At 71.6% G+C, this 16545-nt stretch carries 9 protein-coding genes; 3 read left to right on the forward strand and 6 right to left on the reverse strand.

The genetic code is table 11. From position 1 onward, the window contains the following. Positions 1–169: 169 nt before the first annotated feature. Positions 170–7612 (reverse strand): polymorphic toxin-type HINT domain-containing protein, encoded by a 7443-nt coding sequence (locus tag ACIQWA_RS05700; protein ID WP_402478556.1) that lies wholly within the window; start codon positions 7610–7612, stop codon positions 170–172. Between the two features lie 501 nt (positions 7613–8113). Between ACIQWA_RS05700 and ACIQWA_RS05705 the strand changes: the two genes are divergently transcribed. Next, entirely contained in the window at positions 8114–8527 is a 414-nt protein-coding gene (locus tag ACIQWA_RS05705) for a DUF2690 domain-containing protein (protein WP_360241958.1), read from the forward strand. Between the two features lie 65 nt (positions 8528–8592). On the opposite strand, the gene ACIQWA_RS05710 is transcribed toward ACIQWA_RS05705, so the two are convergent. Beyond that, entirely contained in the window at positions 8593–9339 is a 747-nt protein-coding gene (locus ACIQWA_RS05710; protein WP_402478558.1) for a hypothetical protein, read from the reverse strand. Positions 9340–9513: 174 nt separating this feature from the next. After that, the gene (locus ACIQWA_RS05715) at positions 9514–11556 is read right to left on the reverse strand and encodes an FAD-dependent oxidoreductase (RefSeq protein ID WP_402478560.1); all 2043 of its coding nucleotides are present in this window, start codon (positions 11554–11556) and stop codon (positions 9514–9516) included. Between the two features lie 233 nt (positions 11557–11789). Between ACIQWA_RS05715 and ACIQWA_RS05720 the strand changes: the two genes are divergently transcribed. Continuing rightward, positions 11790–13040 carry an FAD-dependent monooxygenase gene (locus tag ACIQWA_RS05720; RefSeq protein WP_402478563.1) on the forward strand — a complete coding sequence of 417 codons (1251 nt, stop codon included), beginning with the start codon at positions 11790–11792 and terminating at the stop codon, positions 13038–13040. A gap of 98 nt (positions 13041–13138) precedes the next feature. Here ACIQWA_RS05720 and ACIQWA_RS05725 read toward each other — a convergent pair whose 3' ends face one another. Next, on the reverse strand, positions 13139–13714 hold the full coding sequence (locus ACIQWA_RS05725) for a TerD family protein (RefSeq protein WP_360241946.1): 576 nt from the start codon (positions 13712–13714) through the stop codon (positions 13139–13141). A 277-nt stretch (positions 13715–13991) separates the two neighbouring features. On the opposite strand from ACIQWA_RS05725, the gene ACIQWA_RS05730 reads away from it, so the two are divergent. Then, positions 13992–14285 (forward strand): hypothetical protein, encoded by a 294-nt coding sequence (locus ACIQWA_RS05730; protein ID WP_360241943.1) that lies wholly within the window; start codon positions 13992–13994, stop codon positions 14283–14285. 40 nt (positions 14286–14325) lie between these two features. On the opposite strand, the gene ACIQWA_RS05735 is transcribed toward ACIQWA_RS05730, so the two are convergent. Both ACIQWA_RS05735 and ACIQWA_RS05740 read right to left on the reverse strand, forming a co-directional pair. Next, positions 14326–15906, reverse strand: a complete 1581-nt coding sequence (locus ACIQWA_RS05735) for a glycerol-3-phosphate dehydrogenase/oxidase (RefSeq protein WP_402478567.1) — start codon at positions 15904–15906, stop codon at positions 14326–14328. Further along, on the reverse strand, positions 15903–16529 hold the full coding sequence (locus tag ACIQWA_RS05740) for a TetR/AcrR family transcriptional regulator (RefSeq protein ID WP_402478570.1): 627 nt from the start codon (positions 16527–16529) through the stop codon (positions 15903–15905). The genes ACIQWA_RS05735 and ACIQWA_RS05740 overlap by 4 nt, the downstream gene beginning before the upstream one ends. Positions 16530–16545: the final 16 nt, after the last annotated feature.

The raw sequence follows: 16545 nt of genomic DNA on the forward strand, positions 1-16545 counted from the left end.
CGATCCGCATCGAAAAGAAGCGCACCAGAGAGCTCTTCCAGGACATCGGCCATTCGCTCCCACCATGCCGCGAATTCCTCCGACTCCTCAGAGCCCGATGGCCTGGCAGAACGAACCTCGCGCAACTTGCGCAGGACTTCCTTCAATCCTTCCGGCAGAGAACTCATGACTATCCATTTCCGCCGATAACCTGGAGGAACCTCTTACATGCAGGGCACGGGCCGATCAATTCACCGTGCTCTAGCAATGGGAATGAATTCCCTCGACCGCCACCACCGATTTTTACGGACTGGAAGGTTGAACCCGCAAGCGGAATGCCACTCGTCTCGAACTTAATGGCGCATCCCACCTCTCCACAGCCCCCGTGATGGGCCGAATCGGCGACCGCCCTCGCAGTCTGCTCCGGCATAGTGCCCGTACGAGTGTCAACAGCATAGGACATATCCGTATGCTGGCCATCTGCAGAGATAATCTTCGTCGCCACATTTGGCCGATCTGCGGGCGGAATACTCAACGCCGCGTCCGCAAAATCGAGCAGGTCCTCGTCAGCTTCACCACAGTTGTGGACGAGGACTGGCGTGGCCCCGGCCAGCACATAGTACGTGTGGATGTCGGCGATGGTGAGGTCGTAGGCGACCTGGGGGGCCGTCTCGTAGTTCCGGACTGTTCGGATGGTGAGGGTTCGGCCGTCTGCGGTGCGGACCTTCTCGCCGGGGTGGAGGTTTGCCGCGTCGGTCCAGCGGTGCGTGGTCTCGTCCCAGAACGGGTGGTGCTGGGTGCTGGTGAGGTTCTCGGTACCTCCGGGCGCCCCGGTGGAGGGGTCGGTGGTCTGCAGGGTCAGATCGGTGAACTTGCTGTCGTCAGGGGTGCGGATCGTGCGCGTGACGGGCTTCGGCTCGGACTTCCCGGTGGCCGGATCCGTGGCCTCGACCTGGTCGCCGGGCTGGAGGTCCTCGATCGACTTGGTCGTCCCGTCCGCTAGGAGGACCTTGGTGCCGGGCAGGAAGCTGTGGGTGCCCGTCACCGCCAACAGCGGGTTCGGGCAGGCGCCGGCCGCCTCCGCCTCGGCCTTCTCCAGGTCCTTCGCAGCGGTCGTCCCCGCCTTCTCTGCCTTCTCCGCCTTTCCTACCGCGCCGACGGCACGTCCGCCGGGGAGGATGCCCGCCAGGCCCTCGGCGGCGTCCAGGTACTTGCCGTCCTTGATGTCCATGGCGGCGCCCAACACGCTGGCCGGCACGCTCAGGCCCGGGATCCAGGAGGCGCCGTCCGCGGCGTCGCGGACGTTGCCCCAGAGCGTTCCGCCCCTGGTGATGATGAAGTAGTGCGGGCTGACGATGTTCGGATACTTGGGGGTGCCGTTCCCCTTGCTCCAGTACTCCTCCGTCCAGGCGCCGTGGCCTTCCGGCTTGAACGTCTCGGTGATGACGTCGCCCTTGTCGGTGTAGCAGGCGCCGAAGCCGCCGCACACCCCCTCGGGGCGGAGGCCACCGGGGTCGCTCAGGTTGGTCGGGTCGTTGGTGCTGTACGCGTATGCGTTCCACTGTTGCGGGTTCGCCGCGTCGATGACCGGGTCCGGGCTGAGGAAGCGGCCGGTGCCGGGCTGGTACTGGCGGGCGCCCAGGTTGGTGAAGCCGGTCGCGTCGTCCTTCAACCCGTTGACGAAGCCCTTGTCACCGGCCCACGAGGCGCCGGAGCCGGAGCCGCGCAGGACGCCGAAGGGGTCGGCCCAGCGACGGCTCACGTTCGTCGTCGCCGAATCGATCGACAGGGAGTTGGTGCCGTGGTGGTCGGCGAACTGGTAGGTGAGCTGGCTCGGGCCCTGGCGGACGAGGGTGACCCCGCCGGGCAGGGCGTAGTAGCGGGTGCCGGTGCTGGTCTTGGCGCCGGTGTCGTAGGTGAGTTCGTCGCCGCCGCCGAGGTTGACGGTGACCTTGCCGGGGTTGCGGCGGATGAGCTGGTTGCCGTCCGCGTCGTAGACGTAGGAGGTCGTGGCGCCGCCCTGCTTGAGGGTGGCGAGCTTGCCCTCCACGTCCCAGGTCAGGTCGGCGCCGTTGGCCGCGTCCACGGTGTTCCAGGTGTGGGAGTCCCACTTCGGGACCCAGCCCGGCGCGTACACCATGAACTTGCCGTCGTCCTGGACGACCGCGAAGTACTTGCTGTTCGCCCCGACCCAGCTCTGCGAGGACCACAGCGGGACCCGCTGGGGGTCGTAGACCACGAAGTTGCCGTCGTCCTGCATCGTCGCCCACGCACCCGGGTGGTTGGCCGTGTTCGTCGACCACGTCACCAGACCGGTCCGCAGCGAGGTCAGCACCAGGTTGCCGTCCGACTGCATGGTCAGCTGCACACTGCTGGAGCGCACCGACTCACCCGGGTTGAGCACGAAACCCGCCCCCAGGGTCTTGTTGGCCCCCGGGTTGGCGATCTTCGTCGTGTTCCCCGCCGCGTCGTACTGGTAACTCCCCGGCGTGCTCCCGTTGTTGGGGAACGTCGACTTCACCGCCGTCGGCACGTGCGAACCGCCGGTACCACCGCCCGTGCCCGCCGCCGTGGTCGGCGTGTTGCGCGAACCCGCCGCCGGGAACGACTGGTCGATCGTCAGGTCCTTGGACTGGTCACCGGTCGGGTTGTGCATGACCAGCTTCGTCCGGTTGCCGACCGCGTCGTAGCTGTAGTCCTGCCAGTACGGCGCACTGCCGCCGACGGTGGTGGTACCCGCCGTCGAAGCCCCGCTGGTGGGCGTCGCGTTGGCACACGAGCCCTGACCGGCAAGGGACGGGGTGGGCTGGTTGAGCCGCCCGGTGTCCGACCACGCCGTGGTCAGCCGGCCCAGGTAGTCGTACGTGAAGCACTGCAGGTCCGTCCGGTCCGGGCTGTTGTCCGGAATCGTCCGCACCGCCGTGACCCGACCGGCCGGGTTGTACGCGTAGGTGGTGTTCTGGACCGTGCCGGTGGTGGCCGTCTGCTTGTCCACGTACTGGGTCAGCAGACGCCCGGTCGACTCGTCGTACGTGTTGGTGGAAACGACCTGGGTGCCCCAAGGGTTCATCGTGTCACGGATGTTGCGCCCGTACGCGTCCCAGTCCGCCTGCCGCAGATAGGTGTACCCCGAGCCGCTGATGTCGTTGAGCTGACCGAACGCCTCGTAGTTGTAGTTCACCGCCTCCTGCGCCAGATCACCCGCCGCGGCACGCGTCTCGCTGGTGACGGCCCCGCTGATCGGGTTGTAGGCGGCCGAGTAGTCGAAGCTGACCTGTCCGCTCCTGCCGATCTCGGCCCCCGGAAGGGAGAGCGAGGTCTTGGTGGCCCGGTACGCCGCGTCGTACTCACCGACCGACTTGGTGTATGCCGAACCACCAGCACCACCCACGAACCGGGTCGACGCAGTCAACTGGCCCTTCGCCACGGTTTCGTAGGCATAAGCCGTCAGCTGGTTCGCCGGAGCGACCGACCCGTTGTAGGTGCCCGTCTTACGGCCCAGCAGGTCGTAGGTGATCGCGACGCTCTGCCCGCGGGCATCCGTCGTCGACACCAACCGGCCGGCGCCGTCGTAGCTGCGGGTCGACACACCCGTGTCCGGGTCGTCGGCCTTCACCTGACGCCCGCGCAGGTCGTAGGTGTAACTCCAGGTGTTCCCGGCCGCATCCGTCCGGGTGGCCGCCTGGCCGCCCGGCGTGTAGGTGTAGCCGGTGACGTCCGCGTCGGCCTGCTTACCGGTCGCCGCAGCAGTCTTGTACTGCCACAACTGCACCGTGCGCCCACGGGCGTCGGTGACCGTACTGGTCGCAGTGGCACCGGCCGGCGGCGTCACGTCGACCCGGTCCGCACCGGGGTAGGCCGTCGTCGTGGTGGTCTGCAGCGTGCCCAGCGCCACGAACTGGCTGCTGGTGGTCCGGCCCAGACCGTCCCGGATCGTGACCGTCGCGTTCGGCACCTTCGCACCGTCCGGGATCCACCGGGTCGTGCTGGGGGTGTTGGTGTCGTCGTAGTACGGCTGGTAGGAGCGGTTCACCCGGCCCTGCGAGTCGTAGAAGGTGTCGGCGACGATCCGGCCCTTGTACGCCGAGATCGCCGGATCGGTCTGGGTCTGCACCGCCCGGGCCAGGCCGTCCACGATCTGGGTCGACATCCCGTAGTCGATGCCGCCCGGCCGCAGGGCCCTCGTCGTGACGGTGGACGGCGAGTCGGTGCCGTTCACCGCGTAGTCGTAGGTGTAGTTCGCGCCGGCCCCGGTGTCCCGACCGGGCAGCCAGACCGCCTTCAACCGCCCCAGAGCATCGTAACTCCGGCTGTTGGTCCGGCCGTTGACGTCCGTCGAGGTGAGCGCCATGGCGCGGGCCGGGTTGAGCGTGGTGGCGGTCGTGCGGGCGGTGCCCGCGTCCGGCGCGCCGGCCGGGGCCGGGCTGCCGGTGACCACCTGGTTCGGCAACTCGCCCGGGTTGGCGGAGCTGTAGGAGGTCGTGGTGACGGCACCGTTCGGGTTGGCGCTGTCGGTGACCGTCGGGTCGGTGACGGAGGCGATCCGGCCGTAGGCGTCGTACGTGGTGGCGGAGGTGGTGACGTACTGCGCGGCGCCGTTGCCGTCGTAGCCGTCCAGCACCTGGGTCCCGGTCACGTCCGCCTTCGTTCCGGCGCCGCCGAAGCCCTGGCCGTCGAAGAGGGTGCGGGTGTCGGACACCGTGTTGGCCGAAGTCTGGCCCGCCGTACAGGCGTTGGTTCCCGAGACGACCAGCACCTCGGAGACCAGGGCGGTGATCTGCGGGTTACCGCCGCTCGCATAGCTCTGGCGGGTGCACACGTCCGGGGTCCCGTCGGCGGTGCTCAGCGAGCTGGTGACCCGGTTGTTGTTGTCCGGGTCGGTGGTGGTCACCGTCGAGGTGTTCCGGGTGCCGGTCGTGGTGACGGCCGTGGTGGTCCTGGTCGTCCTGGTGGAGCCGTAGCGGGCGACCAGGTCCGGCAGGCCGGTGCGGGCGTGGGTGGCCCGGTCGGACGGGTGCTCGTAGGTGTAGATCTCGTAGGAGAGCGGGGAGTTGGCGTCGGCCGAGGCGTCCGCGTAGGCATCCGTCTCCAGGGTCCGGCCGGACAGCCAGTCGGAGTCGGTCCGGCTGCCGCTCTTGATCCCGGCGACGGAGGCGCCCCTGGGCTTGCCGTCGGCCTTGAGGTCGCCGTCCATGCCCTGGTAGTAGCTGGTGGTCGACTTGGCCTGCGGCCCGTCCTTGCCCGAACCCGTCAGCGCGGTCACGCTCGCGAAGCCCCGGAACTGGTCCCAGGTCCGGTAGTCCGGTTCCACCAGCGCGCCGTCGTTGCGGTGCCAGGCCGCCAGGCCGTACGAGTACGAGGTCGTCTGCGGCACCGCGCCCGAGATCAGCTTGGAGTTCGGGTCGACGGTCACCGTGTCCACCGGATAGCGCAGGAACCAGTCGTCGACCGTCGTCTGCACACCGGTGTCGAACCACTTCACGTTGAAGCAGGCCAGGGTGTCACTGTCCGCCGAGGCCGGCATCCGACCCGTCGTGCGTGAGCAGGAGTCCTTGGTGTAGGAGACGGTGATCGTGCCACCGGTCTCCGTGGTGATCACCGCCAGCCGCGGACGGTTGTAGCGCGGACGCGCCGGCACCAGGCCGTCCACCCGGTTCGGCAGCAGCAGGTCCGCGAAGGTCACCGCCGGGAGCGGCTGCTCGGCCTGCCCGTTGGCGGTGTCCTTGCCGGTCCGCTTCACCGACTGCAGCCAGGCGATCGGCGCGTTCTCCGTCGCGTTCTGCGGCGTCTTGAACACATGGGTGAAGTCGTAGCGGTCGACCGGGCGGTACGTGCTGCCGGAGCGGATCGAGGTGGTGATCCCGTTCAGCCACTTCGTCGACCAGTACGTGGGACCGTAGTTGGTGCAGGCCGCACCGTCCTGGCACTGCTTGTCCATCGGCACGTCCGGCCAGTTGGCGGCGTTGGCCGCCGTCCGGTTCGCCGGGTCACAGGTCGCCGCGTCCGAGACGCACCGCTCACCCGAGTCGAAGTCCACCCGCGCCGCCGCCTGGTAGGAGCCGCCCGCACCCAACTGGTCGGAGAGCAGCTGCCCGTAGGCGATCGACGCCAGCACGCCACCACGGGTGTACGAGCTCGGCTCACCCTTGCCGGCGTTCAGGGCCGCGCCGCGGGTGTACGAGTTGGTCTCCGGTGTGTAGGAGTACGTGGCGAGGTTGCCGTGCGGGTCCACGACGTAGTCCAGGTTCCAGCGCCACGCCGTCTGACACCAGGATCCCTTGCCCTTCGAGGAGTTGTAGCAGGGATCCCCCGAGTTCGGCGAGTACACCGGAACCGTCCAGGCCGACTTGCTCTCCGGCCCCACCTTGCTCGGCGAACCGTCCGCCGCCGGCAGCTGGTTGAGCCCGAAGTAGTACACCGTCCCGGACGTGTCCGTCACCTTCAGGTACGAACCGTTCCACGTCCCGTTGTTGGCACCGGTCAGGAACTCGACCTTCGTCCCGTCATCGCCCTTCAGGCGCCACTTGCACTTCGACTGCTCGTCCGTCGCGGTGCCGCCGACACAGGACGCGTCGTCCGGCACCAGCTCGCCCGAGTGCCCGCCCAGCGACAGCGTCAGGTTCGGGCCACCCCAGCACTGGTCACCCGAACCGGGAATACCCGCCTTGTCGCACACCCGGTACGAGCGCTCGACGAAACCGACGTTGGTGTCCCAGCCGTCACCGATCCAGGACGCCTGGGCGTTCGTCGACGCCGTCCTGCCGTCCACCGACGCCGAGTCGTACTCAAGGGAGAACGCCGGAGGGGTCCCGACCAGCGTCGGCGGCAGCTGGATCGGATAGCTGTACGTGAACGAGCCGGAGGCGTTGCCGGCCGCCCAACTCTGACTGGAGGAGAGCGGCGTGGCGCTGTACGTCCCCGTCCCGCTGGACGGCGCGCCGTCCAGGGCCAGCAGGACCTGCGCCGGAGCAGGGGCGGGGCCCGCCGACTGCGCCTCGGCCCGCTGCCGCGCGGCCGAGGCGGGGGCGGCGGGCAGGTCGACCTCCGCCACCAGTTGCTTCGTCTGCTCGTCGTAGTGCGAGGCCACCGGCTTCCGGGTGCGGCAGGCATCGGCTGCCGGTGTGCTCAGCGCGCACTCCGGCAGCTCCACCAGCCGCGCCCGGTGGGCGAAGTCGCCACCGTAGCCCAGCCCACCCGGATCGATCCCGATCCGGACCCGGCCCTCCTCGGGCGCCTCACCGCGCGAGAGCGACACCACGGTGCCCGGCACACCGGCGGCGGACGCCTCCTTGGGATCGGCGACCCGCACCTGCACCGAGGCCGCCCCGGTGGAGGGCGCGACCGGGGCCAGCCACACCGGCAGATCACCGGCCTGCTTCGCCCCACCCGGGTCCAGCCCCACCACCGCGCTGCCCGACTTCGGCTGCGGCACCGACTTCGGCGGCACCCAGTTCGGCGAACCGGTCGCCGGTGCCGAGGACTTGGGGTGGTCGGCAGCCCCGGGCACCGACGCCGTCCGCGACAGCGGCGTGTTCGGCGGTGACCAGATCCCGCCCTTGTCGCCCGAAACCCCTGCGGCGAGGGCCGGCGCCACGGGCGACAGCAGCGACCCCAGGATTGCCAACGAACTCACCGCGGCCATTCGGGATTTCGCCCTTGTCGGAGGTGACCATTCCTTGGTGACTAATCGACGGAAACGGACATTGTTCACGAACACGTCTTTCCCCCAGTGGAATTGGGGCCGCGCCCGCGCGCGGACCCGGCAACTAAGGGCGGAGCGTAGGCCTGGCAAGGCAGGGCGGTCCAGCACGTTGTCGAACTAGTTCCGACGTGATCAGCATCACACCGGAGGAAATGGGGAGTGGTGAAGTCAAATCGGGCAGCCCTGCCGAAAAATGAGGTTGACGAACCTTATTTCCGTTCTCGTGGCGCCCCGGAGCCAGACCGACATGGTCAGGTTCCTCCGCTGACCGGCGGGACGGGCGTCCGCCACGGGGGTGCGGCCGCCCCGGCGGGGCTTCCCGGGACGGGCCGGGATGTCCCGGGGACGGTGGGACGGTAGCGGGACGGCGGTGCGGGGCCCGAGAGTTGCGGCGTTGATCCGTCGATCCCCCTCACCACTTCGGAGGACTCCATGCGTTCCCTCGCCCGCAAGACCGCGACGATCGGCGCCACCCTGGCCCTGGCCGTGTCCGGGGCGGTGCTGGTCGCCTCCCCGGCCTCCGCCGCCACCAGCTGCTACGCGAGCAGCTGCACCGGGAAGGACCCGGCCACTACCACCTGCGCCAACGACGCCATCACCGTCTCCACCAACGGCGACCTGGAGCTGCGCTACAGCCCGTCCTGCCGGGCCGCCTGGGCGCGGGACCGGAACGCCGTCCCCGGTGAGTCCGTGGGGATCCAGAACCACCCGGGCCAGGAGAGCGACTACTCCACCTTCACGTCCTCGGGCGGCGCCATCTGGTCGATGATGGACAACGACAAGGACATCCAGTCGCAGGCCAGCTCCGCCGGCTCCAAGGGCTTCTACCGGACCGGCTGGTACTAGGTCGACCACGCGGCGGCCCCCGTCGAGCGCTGCGCTCGACGGGGGCCGCCGTGTGTCGCGGGCGGTCAGACCGACATGCCCTGGGTCGCGGTGACGGTGGGCGGGGTGGTGCTGCCGGCCGTGGTGCCGAGGGTGCGCTCGACCTTGGCGACGGCGCTGCGGTACTGCATCGAGGCGGTCTGGGCATCGGCGCCCTGGCGCTGGAAGAAGCCGTAGGCCATGCCGACGGTGCCGAAGCGCTCGATGCCGAGGTAGGCGCTGAGCTGGACGCCCGCGAGGGTGCCGTCGAGGCGGACGGCCGGGGCGTCCTGGCGGTCCCCGAGGGTCACGGGGGTGACGGTGAAGGTCACCGAGGCGTCGGTGCCGGCGTTGAAGGTGATGGTGTGGCAGGTCCTGAACGCGTCGGTGGCGGTGGCGAAGTCGGTGGCGAGCCGGGCCGGGTCCTCGGCGGTGAGGGCCTCGGTCACCATCGGGTTGCCGCCGTCCGGGCCGTCGAGTTCGGTCTCGGCGCGCGGGGTGGCGGGGCCGGAGCCGGTGGCGTGCATGTTGATCAGGGCGTTGAGCGCGTCGCAGCCGCTGACGGGGGTGGGGTTCTCGCTCGGGCCCGGGCTGCCGCTGGCGGGGGCCTCGGTGTAGCCGGGGCCGAGGTCGTTCGCGGTGAGCAGCGCGGCTTTCAGCTGGTCGGCGGAGGGCAGCACCGGCGCGGAACCGGCGGCGCTCGCGGCGGCGCTCACGGCGACGGTCGGCCCCAGGGCGGCCGCCGCGACGAGGGCGGCGGCGGCCAGGGCGTGGAGAGGCCTCGGGAGGGACATGCTGGCCCCCGGTCGAGAGTCAGGGCAGGGACAGGGCACCAGTCTCCCACCGGGGCCCGGACGGGGCGCGCGGGCGGGCATCGGCACAGGTCAACGGTGGCGGGAACGGCCGAGGGGCCCGCAGCGCGGCGCCGCGGGCCCCGGTACGCCGGGTAGCCCCCCGGCCACCCGGCGTCAGAGGGAGGCGGCCAGTTCCGTCCCCTGCTTGATGGCCCGCTTGGCGTCCAGTTCGGCGGCCACGTCCGCACCGCCGATGACGTGCACGGACAGCCCGCGTTCGCGCAGCTCGGCCGCCAGCTCGCGGCGCGGCTCCTGGCCGGTGCAGAGCACCACGGTGTCCACGGGCAGGAGTTGGCGTTCGCCGTCGACGGTGTAGTGGAGGCCGGCGTCGTCGATCAGGTCGTACGTGGCGCCCGCGACCATCACCACGCCGCGGTGCTTGAGTTCGGTGCGGTGGATCCAGCCGGTGGTCTTGCCGAGGCCGGCGCCGACCTTGGTGGTCTTGCGCTGCAGCAGGTGGACGCTGCGCGGGGGCGTGGGCCGCTCGGGCGCGCGCAGCCCGCCGCGCTCGCGGTACTCCGGGTCGATGCCCCACTTCGCCTGGAAAACGGGCGGGTTGAGGCTGGCCTGGTCGCCCTGGTCGGTGAGGAACTCGGCGACGTCGAAGCCGATCCCGCCCGCGCCGAGGATGGCGACGCGTTCGCCGACGGGTGCGCCGTCGCGCAGCACGTCCAGGTAGCCGAGCACGCTCGGGTGGTCGATTCCCGGGATGTCGGCGGGAGTTCGGGGCGTGACGCCGGTGGCGAGGACGATCTCGTCGTGGCCCTCGGCGGCGAGCTGCTCGGCGCCGACGACGGCGCCGAGGCGCTGGGTGACGCCCAACTCGGCCAGCCGGGTGCGGTAGTAGCGCAGCGTCTCGCCGAACTCCTCCTTGCCGGGGATCCGTCGGGCGATGTTCAGCTGGCCGCCGACGGTGTCGGCCGCGTCGTACAGGGTGACGGCGTGGCCGCGTTCGGCGGCGGAGACGGCGAAGGCGAGGCCGGCCGGTCCGGCCCCGACCACGCCGATGGACTTGCGCAGTTCGGTGGGGCCGAGGACGAGTTCGGTCTCGTGGCAGGCGCGCGGGTTGACCAGGCAGGAGGTGATCTGGAGGTTGAAGGTGTGGTCCAGGCAGGCCTGGTTGCAGCCGATGCAGGTGTTGATGGAGTCGGCGCGGTCCTCGCGGGCCTTGGCGACGAAGTCGGCGTCGGCGAGCAGCGGGCGGGCCATCGACACCAGGTCGGCCTTGCCGTCGGCGAGCAACTGCTCGGCGATCTCGGGGGTGTTGATGCGGTTGGTGGTGACCAGCGGGATGCCGACCTTGCCCATCACCCGCTGGGTGACCCAGGCGAAGGCGCCGCGCGGGACGGAGGTGGCGATGGTGGGGATGCGGGCCTCGTGCCAGCCGATGCCGGTGTTGATGATCGTCGCGCCGGCGGCCTCCACGGCCTGGGCGAGCTGGACGACCTCGTCGAGGGTGGAGCCGCCGGGGACCAGGTCGAGCATGGAGAGCCGGTAGACGATGATGAAGTCCTCGCCGACCCGCTCGCGGACCCGGCGGACGATCTCGACCGGGAAGCGCATCCGCCGCTCGTAGGGGCCGCCCCACTCGTCCGTGCGGTGGTTGGTGGCGGCGACCACGAACTCGTTGATCAGGTACCCCTCGGAGCCCATGATCTCGACGCCGTCGTAGCCGGCCCGGCGGGCGAGTTCGGCGCAGCGGGCGAAGTCCTCGACGGTCTGCTCGACCTGCTCGGCGGTGAGCTCGTTGGGCACGAAGGGGCTGATCGGGGCCTGGAGCGCGCTGGGGGCGACGAGCTCGGGGTGGTAGGCGTAGCGGCCGAAGTGCAGGATCTGGAGGGCGATCTTCCCGCCGGCGGCGTGCACGGCGTCGGTGACCACCCGGTGCTCGTCGGCCTCCGCCTCGGTGGTCAGCATGGCGCCGCCGTCCCAGGGGCGGCCGGCCTCGTTGGGGGCGATGCCGCCGGTGACGATCAGGCCGACGCCGCCGCGGGCGCGTTCGGCGTAGAACGCGGCCATCCGCTGGTAGCCGCCGGGGGCCTCCTCCAGGCCGACGTGCATCGAGCCCATGATCACCCGGTTGGGCAGGGTGGTGAAGCCGAGGTCGAGCGGGCTGAGCAGGTGCGGGTAGCGGCTGCTGCCGGGGGTCGAGCTCATCGACGTCTCCTGTGAGGGGCGGCGGCGGGAGGGGTCTCCCGGATTGTTACCGCAGAGTAGGGGACGTTCGCCGGGCTATGCAACTAGTTGCATAGCCCGGATGCCGGCAGCTCAACCGGAACGGTCGCAACCGCCTCCGCGCCCGGTCCGCGCCGCGTATCGTCGACTCCCTGCGCAAGGGGGCCCGGAAGACCCTTCCCGGCCTCACAGGGCTCGGCGGAAGGGGACGGCCCATGCGGGGTGGCTCGGTGGCCGTGGTCGGTGGCAGCATCGCCGGAAGCGCCTTCGCGGGGGCGGCGGCCCGGCTGGGCGCCGAACGGGTCGTGGTGCTGGAGCGCAGCCCGGGCCGGCTGGAGGACCGCGGCCTGGGGATCTGCACCCACAACGACCGCTTCGCCGAACTGGTGGACGCCGGCCACGTGCCTCCGGACACCCGCCGCCACCGGCTCACCGTGCGCCGCTGGGTCGCCCGGGGGCCGGACGGCGAGGCCGGCGGGCCGGACGGCCGCGGGCGGCCGCTCTGGGTCCAGCCGTTCCCGTTCCACTCGCACCACTGGGCGGTGCTCTGGCAGGCCCTGCGCGAGCGGACCCCGGCGGCCGTGGAGTACCGCCCGGGCACCACCGTCACCGCGGTCGGCGGCGACCACGACGGCGCCTGGACGGAACAGGCCGACGGCACCCGCACCCCGTACGACCTGGTGATCGGCGCGGACGGCTACCGCTCGGTGGTCCGGGCGGCGGTCTGCCCGGAGGCCGCGCCCGAGTACGCCGGCTACGTGTGCTGGCGCGGCAGTTACGACGCCGCACTGCTGGACGACCTGCCCGGCGGGGCGGCGGCCTGGCCGGAGGACGAGTGCGCCACCGTCTGCTACCCGGGCGGCCAGGTCGTGCTCTACCGCATCCCCGGACTGGCCCCCGGCAGCACCCTGGTGAACTGGGTCTTCTACGCGCCCACCCCGGACTGGCTGCGCCTGGACGGCCCGACGGCCGTCGCCGCCGGCACCCTCACCGACGAACAGCTCGACGGCATGCGGGAGTTCGCCGCACGGCAGCTGCCCCCGTACTGGGCCGCCGTGATCGCGTCGACCCCGCGCGAGCGGACCCTGCTGCAGCCCGTCTACGACCTGACGGTCCCGCACCGCACCGCCGGACGGCTGCTGATCGGCGGGGACGCGGCGACCGTCGTCCGCCCGCACAACACCAGCGGCGCGGTGAAGGCGCTGCAGGACGCCCACGCCTTCGAGCTGGCCGGGCGGCGGCTCGGCGGCCGCTCCTGGGGGCCCCTGCTGGCCGCGTACGACCGGGAACGGACCCCGGCCGGGCGGGAGTTGGTGGACCTGGGCCGGTCACTGGGCCGGGCCCAGGTCACCGCGGCGCCGAACTGGGCGGCCATGGACGCCGCGGCGATGGCCGGCTGGTGGCAGGGCCAACTCGGCGGCGGAGGTTCGGGGTTCGGCGGACAGGCGCTCGGGCGGGCCGGCTGAACCGGCCCGCCCGGGCCGGGGCCGCACCGGCCCCGGAGGCGATCACGCGATCACGCGATCAGATGTTCTGGCGTTCAGGCGTTCTGGCATTCAGGCGATCAGACGTTCACGCCGTAGTCGGTGGCGATGCCGCGCAGACCGGAGGCGTACCCCTGGCCGATGGCGCGGAACTTCCACTCGGCCCCGTTGCGGTACAGCTCGCCGAAGACCATCGCGGTCTCGGTCGAGGCGTCCTCGGTGAGGTCGTAGCGGGCGATCTCCTGGCCGTTGGCCTGGTTGACGACCCGGATGAAGGCGTTGCGGACCTGGCCGAAGTTCTGCAGCCGGGCGTCGGCGTCGTAGATCGACACCGGGAAGACCACCTTGGCGACGTCGGCCGGCACCCGGGCCAGGTCGACCTTGATCTGCTCGTCGTCGCCGTCGCCGCCACCGGTCAGGTTGTCGCCGCTGTGCTCGACCGAACCCTCGGGGCTGCGGAGGTTGTTGAAGAAGACGAAGTGCTGGTCCGAGACCACCTTCCCGAGCGCGTTGCAGAGCAGCGCGCTGGCGTCCAGGTCGTAGTCGGCTCCGGTGGTGGTGCGGACGTCCCAACCGAGACCCACGATCACGGCGCTCAGTCCGGGCGCCTCCTTGCTCAGCGAGACGTTGCCGCCCTTGGCCAGCGAAACTCCCACAATGCCCTCCTCGGATCTCTCCCTGCGGACGAATCTACAACACTGTAGAGATCGCGAGAATCCGCCTGCGGGCGGGCCCCGCCCCGGGGATTTCTCAGGGGCCGGAGCGGGAACCGATCGCCCCCTCCCCCCGATCCCCCCTCTACCCGACCCCTCGCGCCCGATCCCTCGCGCTCCGATCACGGTACCGGCCGGAGCGCCGGGAGGATACGGCCGACCTAGACTGGCGGTGGATCCCCTGGCCGTCCCCGTTCCGAGGCCCTCGCGGGAGGTTCCCATGCGTCAGCGGTACAGCTTCCACCTCGACCGGGACGGACACTCGGTCACCGTCAACGTCCGCTCCGGCTGGATCACCGAGACCGAGCTGCTGGTGGACGGCAAGGAGTGCGCCTTCCACCGCACCCACGGCCACGGCGGCTACCCGCTGACGCTGTCCGGGCAACTCGCCGAGGAACCGCCGCGACCACTGGCCGTCCGACTGGACCGGACGGGCCGGGCGGAGCACCCGCTCGCCTGCGTGCTGGAGCTGGCGGGCGCCGAACACCCGATGCCGGAACGCACCGCGCGCTGAACGCACCGCGCGCTGACGCCCCGGCGGCCCACGGCCCCACTCACTCGGCGGCGATCTCCCCGGCGCTGTCCCCAGCGATCTCACCGACGATCTCCTCGATCGCCGCGCGGGCCCGTTCGGCGTCCTCCGCCACCAGCCCGATCCTGGTCCGCCGGTGCAGCACATCGGCCACGTCCAGCGCGCCCTCGTGGGTCACGGCGTACGCGACCTCGGCGCGGGTCACGTCGAGGCCCTCCGCCACCGGCGCCGACTCCCCCGCCGCCATCACCTCCTGGGACAGTCCGCCGTGCCGGGCGACCAGCGAGGCGGGCACCCCCTGGATCGGCAGCGGCCGGCTGTCCCGGTGGCCGGGGGCGCCGACCAGCGGCAGCCGGGCCGTCCAGCAGGTACGGGCCGGCAGGCCGCGCAGCCGGACGGCGGTGTCCACCGCGTCCTCGGCCATCCGCCGGTAAGTGGTGAGCTTGCCGCCGACCACGGTGATCACCCCGGACGGGGACTCCAGCACCGCGTGCTCCCGGGAGATGTCGGCGGTGTTCCCGCCCCCGGTGTCGATCAGCGGGCGCAGCCCGGCGTAGGCGCCGCGTACGTCCGCCCTGGTCAGCGCGGTGGCGAGGGCCGCGTTGACGGTGTCGAGGAGGAAGTCCAGCTCGGCCCCGGTGGGCTGGGGCTCGTCCGGGACCGGGCCCGGGGCGTCCTCGTCGGTCAGGCCGACGGCGACCCGGCCCAGTTGCTGCGGCAGCGCGAAGACGAAGCGGCTGGTGGAGCCGGGCACCGGCACGGTGAGCGCGGCCACCGGGTGGCCGAGGGTCGCGGCGTCCACCAGCAGGTGGGTGCCCCGGCTGGGGCGCAGCTTGATCGAGGTGTCCACCTCGCCGGCCCACACCCCGGTGGCGTTGACCACCGCGCCCGCGGTGACGGTCAGCGACTGGCCGCTCAGCGCGTCGACCAGCCGGGCGGAGGTCCCGGTGACGGACTCGGCCCGCACCCGGGTCAGCACGCTCGCCCCGTACTGCGCGGCGGTGCGCGCCAGCGCGACCACCAGCCGGGCGTCGTCGACGAGTTGGCCGTCGTGGGCGACCAACGCGCCGCGCAGGCCGTCGGTCCGTACGGCCGGCACCAGCTGCCTGGTCCGGGCAGCGTCGATCCGGCGGACCCTGGGCAGCAGGGCGCCCGGCGTCCCGGCGCTCAGCCGCAGCGCGTCCCCGGCGTGGAAGCCCGCGCGGATCAGCGCGGCCTGGCCCGGGCGCAGCAGGTCCGGGAGCAGCGGCACCAGTTGGGGCAGGGCGCGGACCAGGTGCGGGGCCGTGCGGGTCATCAGCACACCGCGCTCTACGGCGCTCTCCCGGGCGACCTTGACCCGTCCGGAGGCGAGGTAGCGCAGGCCGCCGTGCACCAGCTTGGAGCTCCAGCGGCTGGTCCCGAAGGCGAGGTCGCGGGACTCGACGAGGACGGTCCGCAGGCCGCGGGCGGCGGCGTCCAGCGCCACCCCGGCGCCGGTCACCCCGCCGCCGATCACCAGCAGGTCGATCCGCGGGTCGGCGGCGAGCGCGTCGAGTTCGAGCGTCCGTCGCCGGGCGTCGAGTCGGGCCGTTCCGGCGTACGGGCCTGCGGAGAGGGTCATGGCGCGAGGTATCCGTTCAGCGCTCTGGCCAGTTCGCGCCGCCAGGCCGCCTCGGGCAGCAGGGAGGCCACCATGCGGTGCGACTGGACGGTGGACTGGGCGATCAGCAGGACCATGGCGGCCAGTTCGGTCGGCTCCCCGGCCCGGACCGAACCGTCGGCCTGGCCGAGTGCGATGCCGGTGCGCAGCGCCTCCAGCAGGCCGCGCTGGCTCTCGCCGAGCCGCTCCACCACGTACTGGAGCAGCAGGTCGGAGTCGTCGGAGTGGAGCAGTGCGCCGAGTACCGGGTGGTCGCGCAGCCGGACGGCGACCTCGACCACCTGGTCCACGAAGGCCTCGCGGCGCACCGGCGTCCCGTGGCCCGCGGGGGCCCCCTGGTCGTGCACGCCCAGCGAGGTGCTCTCCAGGGTGGCCATGATCTCGCGGGTGAGCAGCGCCCCGATCACCGCCTGGACGTCCGGCCAGCGCCGGTAGACGGTCGGGCGGCTGACCCCGGCGCGGCGCGCGATCTCGGCCAGCTGTGTGCGGCGGACGCCGAGGTGCACGACCAGGTCGGCGGCGGCGTCCAGGATCGCGTCGTCGGTGCTGCGCGGCGCTCCGGCCGTGGCGTTACTACTTGACATGATGTGTGAAACTGTA

The sequence above is a fragment of the Kitasatospora sp. NPDC098652 genome, assembly GCF_044760155.1.
Classification (GTDB): domain Bacteria; phylum Actinomycetota; class Actinomycetes; order Streptomycetales; family Streptomycetaceae; genus Kitasatospora.

Bases quoted from the DNA above. Each gene is read 5' to 3' on its own strand.
- ACIQWA_RS05705 (WP_360241958.1), top strand. From the start codon at position 8,114: ATGCGTTCCCTCGCCCGCAAGACCGCGACGATCGGCGCCACCCTGGCC.
- ACIQWA_RS05710 (WP_402478558.1), bottom strand. From the start codon at position 9,339: ATGTCCCTCCCGAGGCCTCTCCACGCCCTGGCCGCCGCCGCCCTCGTC.
- ACIQWA_RS05715 (WP_402478560.1), bottom strand. From the start codon at position 11,556: ATGAGCTCGACCCCCGGCAGCAGCCGCTACCCGCACCTGCTCAGCCCG.
- ACIQWA_RS05720 (WP_402478563.1), top strand. From the start codon at position 11,790: ATGCGGGGTGGCTCGGTGGCCGTGGTCGGTGGCAGCATCGCCGGAAGC.
- ACIQWA_RS05730 (WP_360241943.1), top strand. From the start codon at position 13,992: ATGCGTCAGCGGTACAGCTTCCACCTCGACCGGGACGGACACTCGGTC.
- ACIQWA_RS05735 (WP_402478567.1), bottom strand. From the start codon at position 15,906: ATGACCCTCTCCGCAGGCCCGTACGCCGGAACGGCCCGACTCGACGCC.
- ACIQWA_RS05740 (WP_402478570.1), bottom strand. From the start codon at position 16,529: ATGTCAAGTAGTAACGCCACGGCCGGAGCGCCGCGCAGCACCGACGAC.